We start from the raw sequence: 17,902 nt of genomic DNA, 5'->3' as shown, positions 1-17,902 counted from the left end.
ACCACCTTTGGTTTATTTTTCAGAAGCTTCCTTCAAAATTTCTACGACTTGATTGATTTCTTCATCTGTCAGCGGGTTGCCGCCGATGACGCCTGACATGACTGCGGAGGTAGGCTCTTTCAAAAATTCATTGACAGGTTTGCCATGCTTTCCTTCGACATTATTGAATGCCTGGGACAGGTCCGGTCCGGTTGCTCCGCCTTTAAGGTTCAATGCTTCGACAGAGTGGCAGCCAAGGCAGCCTTTTGATTGCAGGATGCTTTCATCACCAGCAGAAGCTGTAGAAGTCTCAGTTGACTTCTTTTCTTCCTTGGCGGGTTCCTTAGCCTTTGGTGATTGATCGACAGCCGTGACTTCTTTTTCCTGCCCATTGCCTTGCGGGATGACGTCGTAGGCTATATAACCAATACCGAGTCCGAGCACAGCACTTAAGATGAAATGAATGACTGGTTTGTTCACTTTCTTCCCCCCTAGATTGATTTACAATTACATCCTAACTTTTTCAAAAAAACGTCAGTGTGATGTACGGCACACAAATTTGTGTTTATTGTGAATGATTTGTGAAAGCGCTATGAGGGGATGTGAAGAACATCACTTGCCCGGGAAATAAAGTTTAAAAATAGACAAAATTACATTTGCAATTGGGCATTCACCCAGCGCCTATGCCCTGCATATAGTAAGGGGGAAGCAAAAACTTGCCGTTATGGTCAACGGCTGGAGGGAGTGCGAATATATGGCAGGAAGAATCCTCAACTTTTTCGCCGGAGGCAACACTGCCCGCGGTTTTTACAGCTTGTATGATTCAAGCTTGCAGGGCTTGTCACGGTTGTTCATATTGAAGGGCGGTCCTGGAACAGGGAAGTCATCTCTCATGAAAAAGATCGGTTATGAATGGCAGGAAAAAGGATATGATATTCAATTTCTGCATTGCTCCTCTGATAATAAATCGATTGATGGTGTACTGATTCCTGAATTGAACGCGGGAATTGTGGACGGCACAGCCCCGCATGTCATCGAGCCTAAGGCTCCGGGGGCGGTGGAGGAGTATATCAATCTTGGGGAAGCATGGAATTCCAGGAAGCTGCAGGAGCATAAGGAGACAATCACGGAGCTGACTGAAAAAATCAGCGGAGCATTCAACACAGCATACAGCCTTTTTGCTGAAGCGCTAAGAATTCATGATGAATGGGAAAAAATCTATATCGAAAATATGGATTTTGAAAAAGCGAATGGCCTGACAAACAGATTGATTGAGAGCTTCTTTGGCGACAGCAGGTCAGAAACAGGAAATGGGCGAGTGTATGACCGGTTTCTCGGTGCCGCAACACCAGCTGGAGCAGTTGATTTTGTTCCGAACCTGACAGAGACCGTCGGGAAAAGATACTTCATTAAAGGACGTCCAGGCTCTGGAAAGTCGACGATGCTGAAAAAGTTGGCAGCGGAAGCGCAGTCTCGAGGATATGATGTAGAAGTTTACCACTGCGGGTTTGATCCCCACAGCCTTGATATGGTGATTGTCCGCGAGCTTGATTTTGCGATTTTTGACAGTACCGCACCACATGAGTATTTTCCTGAAAGAGAAACCGATGAAATTATCGATATGTACGATGAGCTGATCACACCGGGAACTGACGAGAGGTATGCCGCAGAAATCAAGGATGTCGGCGGAAGGTACAAAGATAAAATGAATGAAGCAATCGCCTCACTGGCAAATGCAAAAGAACTGCGCGACCAATTGGAGGCCATCTATATCGGAGCCATGGACTTTGCAAAGGTAGATGAACTCACCGGCCAGATCAAAAAAGAATTTGAAAAACTTGGTTCCATCTAGCACCAAACTGGGCGATTCGCATAGATTACATGGAATACACCAAGAGAGGGGATATGAGTTTGGATAACAACAACTTCTACCCATACGGACCTAATCAACAATTTGAAAATGATTATGATTGCTATGAAAATGAGTACGACCAGAATGTGGATATGAGGACAGTTGGCGGGTTTCCTGGAGGATTTCCAGGCAGCCCAGGAGGATTCCCGGGAGGCCCTGGTGGGTTTCCGGGCAGTCCAGGAGGATTCCCAGGAGGCCCTGGCGGGTTTCCGGGCGGTGCAGGAGGATTCCCGGGAGGTCCCGGCGGTTCACCAGGCGGAGGCCAGGCAGGAGGCCCGCCATCGTCACCGCCGCCAGCCTTTGTACCGCAAGAACAGGCGACTGCCTTTGCGGTCGACCCGGGAGGAATCCGGAGATGCATGTTCCGTTTCACTTACATCTGGCTGATTGATGGCAGAAGCTTCTGGTTCTATCCAGTCTTCCTGGGCCGCAATTCAGTTGCCGGCTGGAGATGGAGCCGCCGCCGCGGATGGGTTTACTTCGGCATAGACCTGAGACAGATTCGGTCATTCCAGTGTTAATAAGAGGAATTGAGAAGAGAAGCGTTTTGCTTCTCTTTTTTAACTGGGAAAAATCACGGGTTTTTTCCAGTTCGCGGAATTTGGTTTTGTTTTCGCGGAATTGCTTTACGATGAAAAAACCGGCTGGCACTGTGCCAACCGGTTTAAATTGATTTACATCTTCTAGATGGATCGTTGTTTGCCAAAATTACTTAAAAGAGCATATGCGCAACCAGTACGATGATTGGCAGTGTCACAATTGTACGCTGCAGGAAGATGATGAATAGTTCCCAGAATGAAACGGGAATTTTTGATCCTAGCAATAATCCGCCGACCTCTGACATGTAGATCAGCTGGGTTACGGAAACAGCCGCAACAATGAACCTTGTCATCGGGCTTGCTATATCGGCACCGATAACGGAAGGAAGGAACATGTCTGCAAAGCCGACGACCAGTGTTTCGGATGCAGCCTTCGCTTCAGGAACCTGCATGAGTTCAAGCAGCGGAATGAACGGCATTCCTAGCCATTGGAATACTGGTGTGTATTCAGCGACGATCAATGCCAGGGTTCCAAGCGCCATGACGATTGGGGCAACGCCCATCCACATATCAAGGATATTGCGGACACCGGCAAGGAGGAAATCCTTGAGGCTTTTATTGCTGCCTGCTTTTTCGACAGCCTGGGCCATCCCCCAGGTGAATGGTGTATAGCCTTCCGGGATGTTTTCCTCAGAGTAGTCATTGTTCTGCTCCACGAAATACGTATCCTGCTTCCTTGAAAGAGGCGGGATTCTCGGGAGTAGGATCGCAGCCACGACGCCAGCACCTGTCACCGTAAGATAAAACGGGACGAACATGCGGGCCAGGTCAACCTGGGAAATGACAACCAGGCTGAAAGTGATCGAAACAACCGAGAAGGTCGTACCGATGACAGCGGCTTCTCTTTTTGTATAGTAGCCCTCTTCATACTGCTTGCTTGTCAGCAGGACACCGATTGTACCATCGCCCAGCCATGATGTCAGACAGTCAATCGAAGAGCGGCCAGGCAATTTAAAAATCGGGCGCATCACTTTTGTCAGCAATGTTCCAAATAACTCAAGCAAACCGAAGTTCAAGAGCAATGGAAGGAACAAGCCCGCAAACAGGAAGACAGCGAACAGGATTGGCAAAAGGTCATTGAGCAGCAGTCCGCCTGTGTTCGGCGACCAAACGGCTTCTGGACCTAATTTGAATAAGGTCATAATCGCAAAAGTGGCGCCTAAGATACGCGCAACAAACCAGACCATCGGAACATCGAATAATGCTTTAAGAAAATGATTGCGATTCAGGATTTCCGGCCGGATGGTTTTTATTAAAAGTGTACCGATTAATGTCAACACAATGATGACAGTCATGATCGCTGGCAGTGTGCCGCCAAGCAATTCCTGGACCCAGCCTGACAATACCGCGATGGGAATCGTAATTTCTCCTTTATAGGAGATTGGTATCATGAAAAAGAATATTCCTATTAAAGAGGGGATGAGGAACGCTAATAAATCCCCTGTTGATCTTGTTTTACGCAATGGTTTTTCCAAAATTCATTCACCCTTAATACATATTTATAAGCCAAAAAACATTTTAATTCATTGCCCCTGATTTGCCAACCCTTTTCTCAGTCCAATTCCTTCCTGTGTTATATTCTCCTAAAGCTAGCAAGCTAAACTGTAAACAGACACCTTTTTAGTCAAATTCATTATTTACAAAAGGAATCCATCAATAAAAGCAGGATTTCTAACAGGACTAAAACCTTGTTTTCGACGAATGAATGTACTCTTGGAACAAAAAACAGGATGGGGAAGAGGTTACTTATCAAACATGTTTAATGGTATAAGCAAAGGGAGTGCCTCTATTAAGGCACTCCCTTTATGATTATTTAATATAAACCCTTGTTTCATAAGGCTTTAATGTTAACTCTGTCGCATGTCCATGCTCTTCCACTTCATAATTGTTAAGCAAAAGCTTGCTTGTCTCAAGCGGGAATCCACCAAATTCAAAGCTTGCCGGTTCACCAGAAAGGTTTGAAATCACAATTGCCTGCTTGTCGCCCAATGTTCGCGTATATGCATAGAGTTGGTCATGGTCTTCCACAACCAAATCATATATGCCGTAAGTGAACACTTCATGGGCCTTTTTCATCTGGATCATTTTTTTGTAAAAATGAAGGATGGAATCTGGGTCCTTTAGTTGTGCTTCGACATTGATGTCGGTGTAATTCGGGTTCATGCCCAGCCATGGATTTCCTGTCGTGAACCCGGCATTTTCAGCATCGGACCATTGCATAGGTGTCCTTGAGTTGTCACGGCTTGTTGCCCAAATGAAATCCATGATTTCTTCATGAGAGACTCCGTTTTCACGGCGGATTTTGTACAGGTTTTTGATGGCAACATCATCATAGTCATCGATGGAAGGGAACTGGACATTCGTCATGCCAATTTCCTGTCCCTGATAGATGAATGGTGTACCCTGCATCAGGAAATACATTGACGCAAGCGCTGTCGCACTTTCGCGCCAATACTCCTTGTCATCTCCCCAGGTCGAAACAATCCGCGCCTTATCATGGTTTTCAATGAATAATGCATTCCAGCCGTGGCCTTCAAGGCCTTTTTGCCAGCGGGTAAAAGTATTCTTCAATTTTTCCAGATCCAGTGCTTTCTTTTCAGAGTCCCACAGGTCAAGGTGTTCAAACTGGAAGACCATATTGAACTTGCCCTGTTCCTCGCCGACCCAGAGATCCGCTTCCTCGATGCTGACACCATTTGCTTCGCCGACTGTCATGATGTCGTATTTTGAAAAGGTCTCCTGTTTCAGCTCCTCAAGGAAAGTCTGGATTCCATTGACATTCATATGCTTGTCAAAGGAAGACACATACTGCAGTCCTTCAGGGTTTGGCATATCCTTCAGGCCTTCTTCCTTTTTGATATGGCTGATCGCATCAACACGGAAACCATCAATTCCCTTATCAAGCCACCAGTTGATCATGTCGTACAATGCCGTGCGGACCTCTTTGTTTTCCCAGTTCAGGTCCGGCTGTTTGCGGGAGAAGATATGCAGGAAGTACTGATCTGTCGTCTCATCATACTCCCAGGCAGATCCGCCAAAAATGCTCTCCCAGTTGTTAGGCTCAGCGCCGTCCTTGCCATCGCGCCAGATATACCAGTCGCGCTTAGGGCTTTCCTTGGATTCACGGGATTCGATAAACCATTGATGCTCATCGCTCGTATGGTTGATGACAAGGTCAATGATCAGCTTCATGCCGCGCTTGTGCGTCTCAGCAAGCAGTTGGTCAAAGTCCTCCATCGTTCCGAACTCATCCATGATATCCTGATAATCGCTGATATCATAACCGTTATCGTCATTAGGGGACTTGTACATCGGGCAAATCCAGATGACATCGATCCCTAAATCCTTTAAGTAATCAAGCTTTGAAATCATTCCTTGCAAATCGCCGATGCCGTCACCGTTGGAATCCATGAAGCTCCTTGGATATACCTGATAGGCAACAGCCTCTTTCCACCATGTATGTTTCAATGTGAACCCTCATTTCATTGTTTAATCCTGATGTAACCTGTCATTTCATAAGGCTCTTTTCTCAAACTTTGTTGCTATTGCCTAAATAATAGGATTGAATTACCTAAGATTATTCACACAATTAACGCTTATGCTGAGAAAAGAGCTTGCAAACTTAGTACCGACATACAAAATGGCTATTATCACGTTAAAATCGGCTTTAGGATTTTAACAACAATCTTTACGAAAACAGCCTTTCATTTTAATCATTTTGCGCTGCCAGTAACTTACTTATTAATTTCACTGCAAGATTTTCGCTCAATCATTTTTGCCGGGATTGTGACCCTTTTCGGCAAAGCGTCCGGATTCTTGATAAGCTCGATTAAACAGTTGGCCGCTTCGAATCCCAGCTGGAAAATGTCGATATTGACTGAAGTCAGCTGCGGTTTCATATGCTCTGCCAGCGGTACGTCATTGAAGCTGACAATCGAGATATCATCCGGAACCAATATATTCAATTCCTCTGAATAACTCATCAGTTCGATTGCTGTAAAATCATCCGCTACTACCAGGGCAGTAGGGGGCTCATGAGAGGAGAGGAACGACTGAATGCCTTCTTTCCCCTCGGATTTCAAGCATTGTTCATGAATGATATATTCCTTTTCAAAAGGAATGTTCGCTTCCTCAAGAGCCTGTTTGAAGCCTTCAAGCCGGTCAATCGTGAAAACATATTCAGTATTGACCCCGATAAACGCGATCCTTCTGTGGCCAAGGCTGATCAGATAGTCTGTCACTTGCCTGGTGATATAGATATTATCATTATCGACATACGTAATCCGCTCGGCATTCTTGCTCGGACGGCCGATGACGGTAAAAGGGAATTTTTGATTCAGCAGATATTTCATGATCTTGTCGTCGGTCTTCGAGTAGAGGAGGATGATACCGTCAACCCTGCGGCCCTGTACCATCGAAACGACCTGCTGATAAATTTCTTCATCGGTGATGCCGGTTGTTAAATATACCCCAAATTGGTGTTCATGGGCTTTCATGCTTATTCCCCTGATGACTTCAGGGAAAAAAGGATTTTGCAATGCCTGGGTAGCCGAATTTGGCATGACGATCCCGATCGTTTCTGTACTTTTTCCCACGAGACTGCGTGCCTGGTAATTAGGATGATACCCCATTTCATCCATCACCTTTCGCACACGTTTCTTCGTTTCGTCATTGATATGAGGATGGTCCCCAATTACCCGGGAAACGGTGGAAGGTGACACACCGGCTGCCCTGGCTACATCTTTGATTGTGACTGCCATTGGTCGTCTCTCCTATAGTATCGATTATTTTACCGAACCTTCTGAAACTCCCTTGATGATTTGTTTTTGCAGGAAGAAGTAGATGATGATGACCGGGATGATCGCGATCGTCAATCCTGCGAGCGCCAGATGCCATTGCTTTGTATATTCCCCAAAGAAGAAGAACATCTTTAGCGGTATTGTTTCCATTCCCTGCTGGTTGATGACAAGAGAAGGAAGCAGGTAGTCGTTCCAGATCCAGATGATGTTTAAAATTGCCACAGTAACGGAAACAGGCTTTAACATCGGGAAAATGATGTACCAGAAAATCTGGAACCGGTTCGCTCCGTCGATTGTCGCCGCTTCATCAAGCGACTTTGAAATCCCGCTCAATGTTCCATGATAAAGGAAAATGGACAGGCTCGCGCCAAAACCAAGATACATGAAAACCAGGCCGGCTCTGTTCAGCATTTCGAGCTTTCCGAAAATGGATACGAGCGGGATCATGACCGATTGGAAAGGAATCAGCATTGCCGCAACGAACAGCATGAAGATGATTCCGCTTGTTTTTCCGCCTCGTCTTGATAGGGCATAAGCAGCCATCGAGGAGAAAATGATGATCACCGCAACTGCTAGCACAGTAATCAGAACAGAGTTGAAAAATGTTTTGATAAAATCAAGCCGTTCAAACGCAATCGTATAGTTTTCGAATGAAAAAACATCCGGAAGCTTCAAAGTGTCCTCGAACATTTCCCGTTTCGTCTTAAACGAGTTGACGATCATCAAGTAAAACGGGGAAAGCCAGATCAGCGCAAGAATGATGCCGAGAATTTCAAGAATGATTCGGCTTTGCTTCTTCTTTTTCATTACATCTCGACCTCCCGTTTCTTATTGATATACACCTGTGTCAACGAAATGGCCGCGACGATCAGGAAGAAGATGACTGCTTTTGCCTGTGCGAAAGCCATGGCGTTTTCGACGAACGCCGTCTTGAAAATTTCCATTGCGACCATCTGGGTGGAGTTGTAAGGACCTCCGCCAGTAAGCGACAGGTTCTGGTCATAAAGCTTGAAAGAGTTGGAAAGGGTCAGGAACAAGCTGACCGTGAATGCCGGCATGACCAGCGGGAACGTGACATGGTAAAAGCGCTGGAAGCTGTTCGCACCGTCAATTTCAGCTGCCTCAAGCAATTCCTGCGGCACGCCTTCAAGGAATGAGATATAGATGACCATGATGTAACCGGCCATTTGCCAGCTCATTAAAATTGCCATTGCCCAGAAGCCGGTCGTTTCAGTCGACAGCCAGCCCTGGAGTCCTTCCACACCGATCAATTCACCAATGCTGGCGAAAACCTTTGTGAAAATGAACTGCCAGATGAATCCAAGGATCAATCCGCCGATCAGGTTCGGCATGAAGAAAATTGTTCGCAGGATATTGTTTGTCCTGAATTTCTGTGTAACCAGCAAAGCCAGGGAAAGTCCAAAAAAGTTGATCAGGAACACAGAAACAACAGTGAATTTTGTAGTGAACCACAGGGCATCCCTGAATTCTTCTTCAGCAAATAGTGCTTTATAATGTTCTAGACCTACAAAAGATGGGGTCTTAATCCCATTCCAGTCTGTAAATGAGTAATAAACGCCGTAAGCCAGCGGCAGAAGAACCACCACAGCCAGGGCAAGCAAAGCTGGAGCAAGGAAAAGCCAGTACCAAAGATTCCGGTTGCGCATCTGTAAATCCTCCTATTCTTAATGGTGTAATAATCTAATTTAAATAAATGATGCTCCAATAGCGCTGCAGAAGAATTATGAAAAAACCAGCAGCAGGGCTTTTTCATAATTCCGCAAAAATCAGCGGCGGAGCGATAGCCTCCCAGAAAAAAGATAGGAAACAAAACAGCCGCGGCCGTTCTGTTTCCTTCTCTGATGAAAAGCTATTATTTACGAGCGTCTGCCCAAGCTTTGGAAGACTCTTTTACTAGTTCATCCCAGCTCATTTCACCGCTTACATACTTCTGGATGTTGACACCAAGCTTTTCTTGTCCCCAGCCAGTTGGGTAACCCATGAATGTCCAAGCCAAAGTCTTGCCAGCTGAAGAGTATTCATAGATTTCTTTTGCAAGAGGGTCAGAGATCTTGCCAGCGTCGTATCCTTCATATGCTGGTATGAATTTGAAATCTTCGATTACAGCAGTTTTTCCTTCTTCAGAAGTATATAGCCAGTCTAAGAATTCCTTAGCTGCTGCTACTTCTTTGTCATCCTTGTTGCTGTTTACAGCCCAGTACATTGGCACGCCAACCGGGATTGAATCTTCTTTGTAGCCTTCAACTGGAATAGGAAGGATTCCTACGCCGCTGTTAGCAAGCTCTTCGTCGATTCCAGCGATTGAACCAGATACCCAGTTACCTTGCTGAATGATCGCTGCTTTGCCAGTAGAGAATAATTCTTCAACTTGCTTAGCATAGTCGAGGCTTACAGTAGGCTGGTCAGAATATTTGTTTTGCAGGTCAAGAATCTTCTTGAACGCATCGCCATGCTTGAAAGTGACTTCCTTCGCATTGAATGCGTTGATTACGTTCTGGTCAAATTCAGGTGCCAGGAACACGTTTGAAAGGTGAAGTCCTGTTACCCAGGTTTCTTTTGCAGGTAGAGCGAATACAGATGTCAGACCAAGATCTTTCTTCTTGCTGTCAAGTGTCTTAACCGCTTCTTCTAGAGCACTGTAGCTTGTGATGCTCTTAGGATCGATCCCTGCTTTTTCAAAAATGCTTTTATTATAGATGAAGCCATAGCCTTCCTGGTTGTATGGAAGTCCAAGTACTTTGTCATCTTTCGTTACGCCTTCAAGAGTTCCGCTTAGAGCAGCCTTTGCAGCAGCTGTGTCAGAAAGGTCTGCCAGCTTATCTTCCCAGTCTGCAACGTCCTGTGGTCCGCCAACGTTGTAGATGGTAGGTTCATTGCCTGAAGCGAACTTGGATTTAAGTGCTGCACCGTAATCTTCGCCGCCGCCAACAGTTGTTATGTTGATGTCTACGTCCTTGTGTGCATCTTCATAAGCTTTTGCAAGGTCTTCGAACTGATCCTTGAATTCTACCTTGAATTGGAAAATGTCAACGGTAACCTGGTCGCCGCCGCCATCTCCTGATTTTTTCGCGTCATCATCTGATGAACATCCTGCCAGTCCGCCGCCAACTAAAAGCCCAAGAGAAAGAACTGCTGGAAATAGCTTTTTTGCTTTCATTGCTGAGATACCCCCAAATATTTTGTTTTTTGCGTGCAATACCTGCGTTCCGAAAGCGTTTGCATATTTTGCATAGATTCTAGGAAGATATTGATAATATACAACACCTTAAAAACGCTTACATAAAAGGGTAAAAAGTCTGCAAACATTAGCGTTATTGGACTTTTTGGCAAAAGTAGAAGAGTGATGCCCTTGTATGCAAACGATTGCAGCTTGTGGCTACATAATAGCATATGATTTTCACGATGACAATATGAAAGTTTCAGAGAATTTAAGTTTGCAAAAAAGTTAGATAGCTGGGGATTAAAGCATAGCATGATGTATATACACGTATTATTTGCTTGTGGTGGGTTTGAAGGTCTATCATGGATGATAATACTGAAAAATAATAGCAGAAGGTGAAGACATGATTAAGTGCATAGCAACTGATATGGATGGAACATTATTGACGGCAACCCAGGAGATTACACCTGAAAACCGCGAAGCGATTTTAAAAGCGAAGGAGCAGGGGGTCGAGGTAGTTGTCGCGACCGGGCGCTCTTACCAGGAGGCAAGATTCGTAGTGGAGGAAGCAGGACTTAAGCTGCCGATGATCTGTGTGAATGGTGCAGAGGTCCGTTCGGAAGCAGGCGAGGTTGTTGCCTCGAATCCACTGGAAAAGGCAAAGGCCCGTCAGGCTGCACTGCGTCTTGTAGAAAACGGTGTCTATTTCGAGGTGTATACAAACAAAGGAACATTCACGGAAGACGAAGATAAAGCGGTCTCGATCATCGCCGATATTTTTTCAACAGCCAATCCAGAAGTGCCAATCGAGCAGATTGCCGCTGCGGCTGAGGAAAGGATGCATAAAGGACTGATTACAAAGATTGATCAATATGACCAGTTATTCAAGGATGACCAATACGAAATATACAAACTTCTGGCTTTTTCTCTCGATGATGCCAAGCTTGGTGCTGCTAGGTCTGGTTTGAAGGAAATTGCCGGATTAGCAGTAAGTTCATCCGGACGGGAGAATATCGAAATCACAAGCCTTGACGCCCAAAAAGGCATCGCTCTTGAAAAATTCGTTCAATCAAGAGGGATCAGTCTCGAAGAAACGATGGCCCTCGGAGATAATTTCAATGATGTGTCGATGCTTGAAAAAGTCGGGAAACCGGTCGCAATGGGCAATGCAGCTGAAGAAATCAAAGTCATATGCGGCGAAGTGACATTGACGAATGAAGAGAGCGGTGTAGGAAAGGCGATTATGAGTGTGTTGGCAGACTGATTTAAGAAAGGACTGGTGTCATGAAAAGAATCTTGTATGTGCTGCTGATGATGCTGATGGTTTTATCAGGATGTACAGGCAGTGACGAAGAAACAAAGCCTGCCGGAGAAGCGAATAAAAATCAAGCGGACGAGGAAGCGGTGGAGCAGATTGGCGGGCTTGAGGTTGTGGCGGAAAATTTGCAAGTGCCGTGGTCGATCAGTAAAAGCGGGGAAACCTTTTACCTCAGTGAGCGTCCTGGCTCGATTGTAAAAGTATCTGGTGAAAACATGACACGACAAAATGTTTCATTGAAAAAGGACTTATCACAGGCAGCTGAAGCCGGTTTGCTTGGATTTGTCCTGGCACCGGATTTCGAGCAATCGCAGAAGGCATTTGCCTACTACACATACAAGAATGGCACCGGCCAGTTCAATCGGATTGTCGAGCTAACTTTGAAAAATGATGAATGGACGGAAGGGAAGTTGTTGCTCGATAACATCCCGAGCGGACGCTTCCATCATGGCGGCAGACTGAAAATCGGTCCGGACGGAAAATTATATGCCACAGCAGGGGACGCTGCAACAAACCCGGAAATCGCTCAGGATTTAACCTCGCTCGGCGGAAAAATTCTGCGGATGAACCTTGATGGGTCTTTTCCCGAAGATAATCCGTACAAAAATTCATACGTATACAGCTACGGCCACCGCAATCCTCAGGGAATCGCCTGGTCGGAGGATGGAACGATGTTTGCCAGCGAGCACGGGCCTTCCGCTCATGATGAAATCAATCGGATTGAAGCAGGAAAAAACTACGGCTGGCCGGAAATTACCGGTGATAATACAAAGCAGGGCATGGAAACACCCATTTTTCAGTCTGGCAGCAATACATGGGCACCATCCGGCATGGCAGCGAACGAGGGCAAGCTATATGTCGCAACCTTAAGAGGCAATGCACTCCGTGAATTCGATCCAGCTGCAAAAACGACGAAAGAGGTCATTACGGGAGTCGGCCGGATCAGGGACGTAATGGCGGATGGGGAGTATCTGTATTTTATCAGCAATAATACAGACGGCCGCGGCACCCCAAGTGAGGGCGATGACAAACTATATCGCGTTAAACTTGAAGAATTGCGTTAAAATTGTACAGAAGAAGCACTTAAAACGGTGCTTCTTTTCTTTTTTGGGGAGAAAGGAGAGTTTTAACTTCCTATTATAAAGGCGCTAATCATTTTATTGGCGAAAATCGAGTTTTATTGGCGAAGTTCACAACTTTATTGGCGAAAAAATTTTTTTATTGGCGATTTTCACTGGTTTATTGGCGAAAATCAAAATTTATTGGCGAACTGGTAATTTTCCGTGATTTTTTCCAATTAAATAAACCGGGCACCCACACCCGGTTCAATTCTTACTGTTTGGTCCTGCCAATCCATGCATGATGAACTGGATTGTCCGTTCTGTTTCTGCTTCATCGTCCCAGTCTGCTTCGGGCAGAATCATATAGCGTGCAATCAAATAGCCGAAGATAGAGGAAAACGTCATCCTGAATACACTGTAGGCTGGAATATCAATAATTTGGCCTTTAGCCTGATAATGCTCAACAAGCCTTTCGAATTGGGCATATACTTTAAGGGCGATATGTTCCTTGAATAATTCCTTCAATTCAGGGTGGAACGGAATTTCCTGCACCAGAATTTTAACGGTAGCAAGGTTTTTGACAAGGAAATCACGGCGATTCATAAGCATTGCTGTAAGGAAGTCTTCAAAATGTTCGTAATCCTGATGAAGGATCTTTTTTAAATCTTTTATGATAAAAGGAGCCACGAACTTTGCCATTACTGGTGAAACAATCGCCAGCAGCAACTCCTTTTTCGTTTTATAATGCCTGAAGATCGTTCCTTCCGCTACGCCTGCCTTTTTGGCGATTTCGCTGGTTGATGTAGCTGAAAATCCTTTTTCGGCGAAGGATTCAATCGCAGAGACGATAATCTTCTTCTGCTTATCTGTCAGCTCTTCTCCGTCCATCAACTCATCTATTGTTAATTCTGGATCTGTCATTGTTTACTCCTTTCGCTGGTGTTTAGACTGCGCGGTGCTTTCGCAGCGCTAAAATATTCAGGAACATGAACAGAGCAGAGAACCCGGCAAGCATCAGCATATTCACGTAGATAGCATCCCATCCGTATCCTCTCACCATAATATCACGCAACGCATCAGCAGCATAATAGAGCGGTGTGATCGGTCCGAGCCAGCTCAGCCAATCGGAAATCGTCTCAAGATTGATCAGGCCGGAGAAGAAAAACTGCGGCACGATGATGATCGGGATGAACTGGATCATCTGGAACTCGTTGTTCGCGAACGCCGACAGCAGTGTCCCGAGTGTCAGTGCCGTCATGGAAAGCATCAGCGTTATCAGCAGTACATAGATGAACGAGCCTTCCATCAGCATTCCGAGAATGTAAATCGCATACCAGGCGATCAAGGTAGCCTGCAGCAAGGTGAACAGCCCAAATCCAAGAATATAGCCGACAACAATCTCCCATTTCCTCAATGGACTCGACAGCAATTTTTCAAGGGTGCCGCTCGTTCTCTCCCGCAAAAATGAAATCCCGGAAATAATGAATACAAAGAAGAAGGCAAAGAATCCAAGCAATACAGGCCCAAAATAATCAAATTGTCCCATATCCTCCGATCCGTGCAGGTATTCAGTGTTCAATTCAGGGTTACCTTGTGAAGGCATTAGCTGCTTGGCAGCCTGTTGGAACCACTTCATAAAAGCACCGTTAACGGATGGGTCACTTCCTTCAAGCACAATTTTATCTACCATTGGACCTTCAAATACAACATATCCGTCAAGAGTATGGTCGAGGGCGGCTTCTTTCGCAATTTTTTCAGAGTCATATTCTGTCATTTTGACATCTTTTAAATCCAGTTTGTTAATGATTGTATCAGGGGTATTGACCAAACCGACCTTGGGAATATAGTTTTCGCCATTAAATACAAGATGGAGCATCGTCAAGATCAATAGAGGAGCGACGAGCATCATCGCAAGCGTCCTTTTATCCCTCAGAAATTGCCGGATAATCCTGATTGCCAGAGCTCTAATTCGCAAGCTGGACACCTCCGTATGCTAAAAATGCTTCCTCGACACTGGCTGAACCGGTTTTTTCCTTCAACTCGGCAGGAGTGCCGACTGCAATCAGTTTTCCGTCGCGGATCAGTCCCAGTCTGTCGCATTTCTCTGCTTCATCCATGACATGTGTTGTGACAATCAGCGTCTTTCCGCTGTTTTTCAAATCATAAAATCCTGACCAAATGCTCTGGCGGAGAACTGGGTCGATCCCGACAGTCGGCTCATCGAGGATCAGCAGTTCAGGCTCATGCAGCAATGCAGCAGCAAGGGAGAGGCGCCGCTTCATGCCGCCAGAGTAATTGGTTACCAGTTTGTTAAGATGGTCGGACAAGTCCACCAGCTCCATCACTTCCAGAATTCGCTTTTTTCGCTGCGCACCTTTCAGGCCGAACAATGAAGCGAAGAATTCAAGGTTTTCCTTAGCGGATAATTCGGTATAAAGCGCGTCGGATTGAGCCATATAGCCAATTCTTTCAATCAGCTGCAATGATGGCATTTTTTCACCGAAAAGATAGTTTTCGCCTTCAGTCGGTGTTTCCAGTCCGACGAGCTGCCTGACAAGAGTGGTTTTTCCAGCACCTGAGGGACCCAGCAGTCCAAAGATTTCCCCGCTTTCAATCTCGAGATTGAGATCTTTTAAGACTTCATGAGTACCGTAACGTTTACTTACGTTTTTTATCGAAACAATCATTTGAGTTCACCTTCCTTTTTAGAAGTGAGTAATCACTCACTAAGAGCATAACGCATTCACATAAATTTGTATAGTGAGTAATCACTCACAAATTAACTTATAATCCGACAATTTTAATTGAAGCCAGGGTAATATGCTATTATAGGAAGTGACTGAAAATTTTAAAAAAGAGGGAAGTGGTTGCTTGTTCCAGAAAAAGAAGAGATGGGTATTGATTCTTGCTCCGGTCTTGTTAATCGCTGGCCTTTACTTCTATGATGTGAACCTTGATGTGTATACCAGCAAAACAAACGGGGTCCTGATCTTTAAGGACCAGGAATTCCATACCGGCTATGAAACGTATCAGAAATTTTATCATAATGGGGAACGGAATTTCGAAATCGACAGGTTGATCGGCAAGACAAACAACAGCAAATTCCTTGGATTCAAGGAATCAGTGTGGAAAATCAAAGGAGAGCCTGCCGAGGAAGTGGTGTTCGTGAAAGGCCTGATGATTGAAGGAGTATATGAAAGAAAATAAAAAATCCACCTGAAACAGGTGGATTAAAATTTATAGGTCCAAAAGCGTTCATTATTGAGCCACGCCATCGTTTGTGGATCTTTCTCTTTCAGCTTTTCCGCCATATTCTCAAGCATCAGCTCGGTTTGCGAGCGGTGGGCACGAATAGCATCCAGCTTGATATCGGCAACGGCGCTGATATTATGGACGATATCCGGTTCACCGAGCTCTTCAACACAGTTGCGCGAGAACGCTACGCAATGCAGTTTTGGCCGGTCTGCTTCAGGGATTTTCTCTACTGCGCGCACCACTGCTGCACCTGTTGCCTCGTGGTCCGGGTGTACGGAATAGCCAGGGTAGAATGTGATGACGAGTGAAGGGTTCAATTCAGCAATCAGTGAGGACATAAGGTTTGTCAGCATATTTTCATCCTCGAACTCAACCGTTTTGTCACGGAATCCAAGCTTCCGCAAATCGTTGATGCCCATAGCCCGTGCTGCGTTGTCTAATTCTTGCTCACGGATTGCAGGAAGGGTTTCCCTGTTTGCGAATGGCGGATTTCCCATATTTCGTCCCATCTGTCCAAGTGTCAAACACGCATATGTAACAGGTGTACCCATATTGACATGGGATGCGATTGTTCCTGAAACACCAAATGCCTCATCATCAGGATGAGGGAACACGACAAGTACCTGCCTTTCTTTTTCCATCGTAAGATCTCTCCTTTCTGTACGCTATTTATTCGAACGGCGTTTCGCTTATTTCAAGGGCGACGGCTAACTTCCCATTAAAATCATGGCCTGCAAGCAGCAGCCTGCCTTTATCATCAATTTCAAAATGGGTGATTCCTTCTGCGTAAACCCAGCCGAAGGGTATCTTTAAACCAGCCCGATATGGACCTTCGCCAGCAATCTTCGCGCGTTCATAAGTGACCTTCGCATTTCGAATATATGCGCCTGATGAAAAGAACGACTCATCGTTATGGGATGCGTATGCCCCATTTGTTGTTTCCAAATGAATATAGACTTCTTTGTCTTTAAAACGGTCCAATGCTTCCTGGACATCTGACAAAATCACCGGATCCATCCTTGTTCCTCCTTCCCGGATTTCGATGTTTTCAATTTATAATAGCCGAAGGGACAGCCTTCTATGTGAAAAATGAATGATTCGCCTTTCGGTCTATCGACAAGTTTTCGCGGCTTCGTCCTTCTGCTTTTGATTGCATCAATCTTTTTAAAATCGATTATATCTATATTACTAAAAAATCTTTCTTAAAGCGAAATGTACGCTCGGAGGTTTTTACAGTAAGTGTTTAATCAGGAAAGTAAATGGAAATAGTGAAGGGAAAAGGAGGGAGCATATGGAGCACGCAAAAGCATTGCTGATTAAAGCCATCATGACATTTGCCATCCTGCTTCTGTTTTTGGGCAGTTATGCAGGGTTAGGAGACATCCTGATCATCACCATTGTTCTTGGGGCCATATCCTACCTGGCTGGAGATTTGTTTATTCTTCCAAAAACAAGCAATCTGACAGCTTCACTTGCAGATTTTGCATTGTCGTTTCTCGTAATATTGGGACTGGGGCTGATGTTGTTTGAACAGACTAATGGCTTGATTGGAGCGTCACTTTTTGCAGCTGCCCTGATCGCCTCTGGTGAATGGTTCTTCCATAGTTATGTCGCAGATCGGGTTCTTCATATCAACCGGAAAATATAATAGAAAAAATAGGCTGGATAATAGCTGTTAGACTCTTGGAGGCCGCTGTATAGTGGGCAGGAGAAGAGTCTATTGGACAAAAAGATGACGATTGCTGGTGTCCATTAGAAGAGCTCTATCGGACAAAAACATGACGAATTCCCTGAAAAA

The 17,902-nt window shown here is 45.2% G+C and carries 18 protein-coding genes; 6 read left to right on the top strand and 12 right to left on the bottom strand.

What is annotated here, in order from left to right; genetic code table 11:
- Positions 1 to 12: 12 nt before the first annotated feature.
- On the bottom strand, positions 13 to 459 hold the full coding sequence (locus FS736_RS16635) for a cytochrome C (protein WP_144479293.1): 447 nt from the start codon (positions 457 to 459) through the stop codon (positions 13 to 15).
- Positions 460 to 733: 274 nt separating this feature from the next.
- Between FS736_RS16635 and FS736_RS16630 the strand changes: the two genes are divergently transcribed.
- Positions 734 to 1,831, top strand: a complete 1,098-nt coding sequence (locus FS736_RS16630; protein WP_144479291.1) for a PRK06851 family protein — start codon at positions 734 to 736, stop codon at positions 1,829 to 1,831.
- A 152-nt stretch (positions 1,832 to 1,983) separates the two neighbouring features.
- The gene (locus tag FS736_RS16625) at positions 1,984 to 2,412 is read left to right on the top strand and encodes a collagen-like protein (RefSeq protein ID WP_251542804.1); all 429 of its coding nucleotides are present in this window, start codon (positions 1,984 to 1,986) and stop codon (positions 2,410 to 2,412) included.
- 191 nt (positions 2,413 to 2,603) lie between these two features.
- Here the strand turns inward: FS736_RS16625 and FS736_RS16620 are convergent, their stop codons facing one another.
- From FS736_RS16620 to FS736_RS16595, 6 genes are all read right to left on the bottom strand, one after another.
- Positions 2,604 to 3,965 (bottom strand): YjiH family protein, encoded by a 1,362-nt coding sequence (locus FS736_RS16620; RefSeq protein WP_260983633.1) that lies wholly within the window; start codon positions 3,963 to 3,965, stop codon positions 2,604 to 2,606.
- A gap of 334 nt (positions 3,966 to 4,299) precedes the next feature.
- Positions 4,300 to 5,958 (bottom strand): glycoside hydrolase family 13 protein, encoded by a 1,659-nt coding sequence (locus FS736_RS16615; protein WP_144479287.1) that lies wholly within the window; start codon positions 5,956 to 5,958, stop codon positions 4,300 to 4,302.
- A 266-nt stretch (positions 5,959 to 6,224) separates the two neighbouring features.
- The gene (locus FS736_RS16610) at positions 6,225 to 7,250 is read right to left on the bottom strand and encodes a LacI family DNA-binding transcriptional regulator (RefSeq protein ID WP_144479285.1); all 1,026 of its coding nucleotides are present in this window, start codon (positions 7,248 to 7,250) and stop codon (positions 6,225 to 6,227) included.
- A gap of 24 nt (positions 7,251 to 7,274) precedes the next feature.
- A complete protein-coding gene (locus FS736_RS16605; protein WP_144479283.1) occupies positions 7,275 to 8,096 on the bottom strand; it encodes a carbohydrate ABC transporter permease in 822 nt (273 codons plus the stop codon).
- Positions 8,096 to 8,956 carry a carbohydrate ABC transporter permease gene (locus FS736_RS16600; RefSeq protein ID WP_144479281.1) on the bottom strand — a complete coding sequence of 287 codons (861 nt, stop codon included), beginning with the start codon at positions 8,954 to 8,956 and terminating at the stop codon, positions 8,096 to 8,098. Before FS736_RS16600 ends, FS736_RS16605 begins: the two co-directional genes overlap by 1 nt.
- A gap of 206 nt (positions 8,957 to 9,162) precedes the next feature.
- Positions 9,163 to 10,467, bottom strand: coding sequence for an ABC transporter substrate-binding protein (locus tag FS736_RS16595; RefSeq protein ID WP_144479279.1), 1,305 nt, complete (start codon positions 10,465 to 10,467; stop codon positions 9,163 to 9,165).
- 406 nt (positions 10,468 to 10,873) lie between these two features.
- Here FS736_RS16595 and FS736_RS16590 point away from each other — a divergent pair, with 406 nt between their 5' ends.
- Both FS736_RS16590 and FS736_RS16585 read left to right on the top strand, forming a co-directional pair.
- Positions 10,874 to 11,734 (top strand): Cof-type HAD-IIB family hydrolase, encoded by an 861-nt coding sequence (locus tag FS736_RS16590; protein WP_144479277.1) that lies wholly within the window; start codon positions 10,874 to 10,876, stop codon positions 11,732 to 11,734.
- 20 nt (positions 11,735 to 11,754) lie between these two features.
- Positions 11,755 to 12,852, top strand: a complete 1,098-nt coding sequence (locus tag FS736_RS16585) for a PQQ-dependent sugar dehydrogenase (RefSeq protein ID WP_144479275.1) — start codon at positions 11,755 to 11,757, stop codon at positions 12,850 to 12,852.
- Between the two features lie 261 nt (positions 12,853 to 13,113).
- Here the strand turns inward: FS736_RS16585 and FS736_RS16580 are convergent, their stop codons facing one another.
- The 3 genes from FS736_RS16580 to FS736_RS16570 are packed head-to-tail and all read right to left on the bottom strand — an operon-like array spanning position 13,114 to position 15,536.
- A complete protein-coding gene (locus FS736_RS16580) occupies positions 13,114 to 13,770 on the bottom strand; it encodes a TetR/AcrR family transcriptional regulator (protein WP_144479273.1) in 657 nt (218 codons plus the stop codon).
- Between the two features lie 22 nt (positions 13,771 to 13,792).
- Positions 13,793 to 14,824, bottom strand: coding sequence for an ABC transporter permease (locus tag FS736_RS16575; RefSeq protein ID WP_144479271.1), 1,032 nt, complete (start codon positions 14,822 to 14,824; stop codon positions 13,793 to 13,795).
- Positions 14,814 to 15,536 (bottom strand): ABC transporter ATP-binding protein, encoded by a 723-nt coding sequence (locus tag FS736_RS16570; RefSeq protein WP_144479269.1) that lies wholly within the window; start codon positions 15,534 to 15,536, stop codon positions 14,814 to 14,816. The genes FS736_RS16575 and FS736_RS16570 overlap by 11 nt, the downstream gene beginning before the upstream one ends.
- A 184-nt stretch (positions 15,537 to 15,720) precedes the next feature.
- Between FS736_RS16570 and FS736_RS16565 the strand changes: the two genes are divergently transcribed.
- Positions 15,721 to 16,056, top strand: coding sequence for a hypothetical protein (locus FS736_RS16565; RefSeq protein WP_144479267.1), 336 nt, complete (start codon positions 15,721 to 15,723; stop codon positions 16,054 to 16,056).
- A gap of 23 nt (positions 16,057 to 16,079) precedes the next feature.
- Here the strand turns inward: FS736_RS16565 and bshB2 are convergent, their stop codons facing one another.
- Both bshB2 and FS736_RS16555 read right to left on the bottom strand, forming a co-directional pair.
- Positions 16,080 to 16,745: a bacillithiol biosynthesis deacetylase BshB2 gene (bshB2, locus tag FS736_RS16560; RefSeq protein ID WP_144479265.1), complete on the bottom strand. Its 666-nt coding sequence runs from the start codon at positions 16,743 to 16,745 to the stop codon at positions 16,080 to 16,082.
- A 28-nt stretch (positions 16,746 to 16,773) separates the two neighbouring features.
- Entirely contained in the window at positions 16,774 to 17,121 is a 348-nt protein-coding gene (locus FS736_RS16555; RefSeq protein WP_144479263.1) for a YojF family protein, read from the bottom strand.
- A 274-nt stretch (positions 17,122 to 17,395) separates the two neighbouring features.
- Here FS736_RS16555 and FS736_RS16550 point away from each other — a divergent pair, with 274 nt between their 5' ends.
- Positions 17,396 to 17,752 (top strand): DUF2512 family protein, encoded by a 357-nt coding sequence (locus FS736_RS16550; protein ID WP_144479261.1) that lies wholly within the window; start codon positions 17,396 to 17,398, stop codon positions 17,750 to 17,752.
- The last annotated feature ends 150 nt before the right edge of the window (positions 17,753 to 17,902 follow it).

Source organism: Cytobacillus oceanisediminis 2691, from assembly GCF_007678455.1.
Classification (GTDB): domain Bacteria; phylum Bacillota; class Bacilli; order Bacillales; family Cytobacillaceae; genus Mesobacillus; species Mesobacillus oceanisediminis_A.
This window is presented reverse-complemented; position numbering and strand designations above follow the sequence as displayed.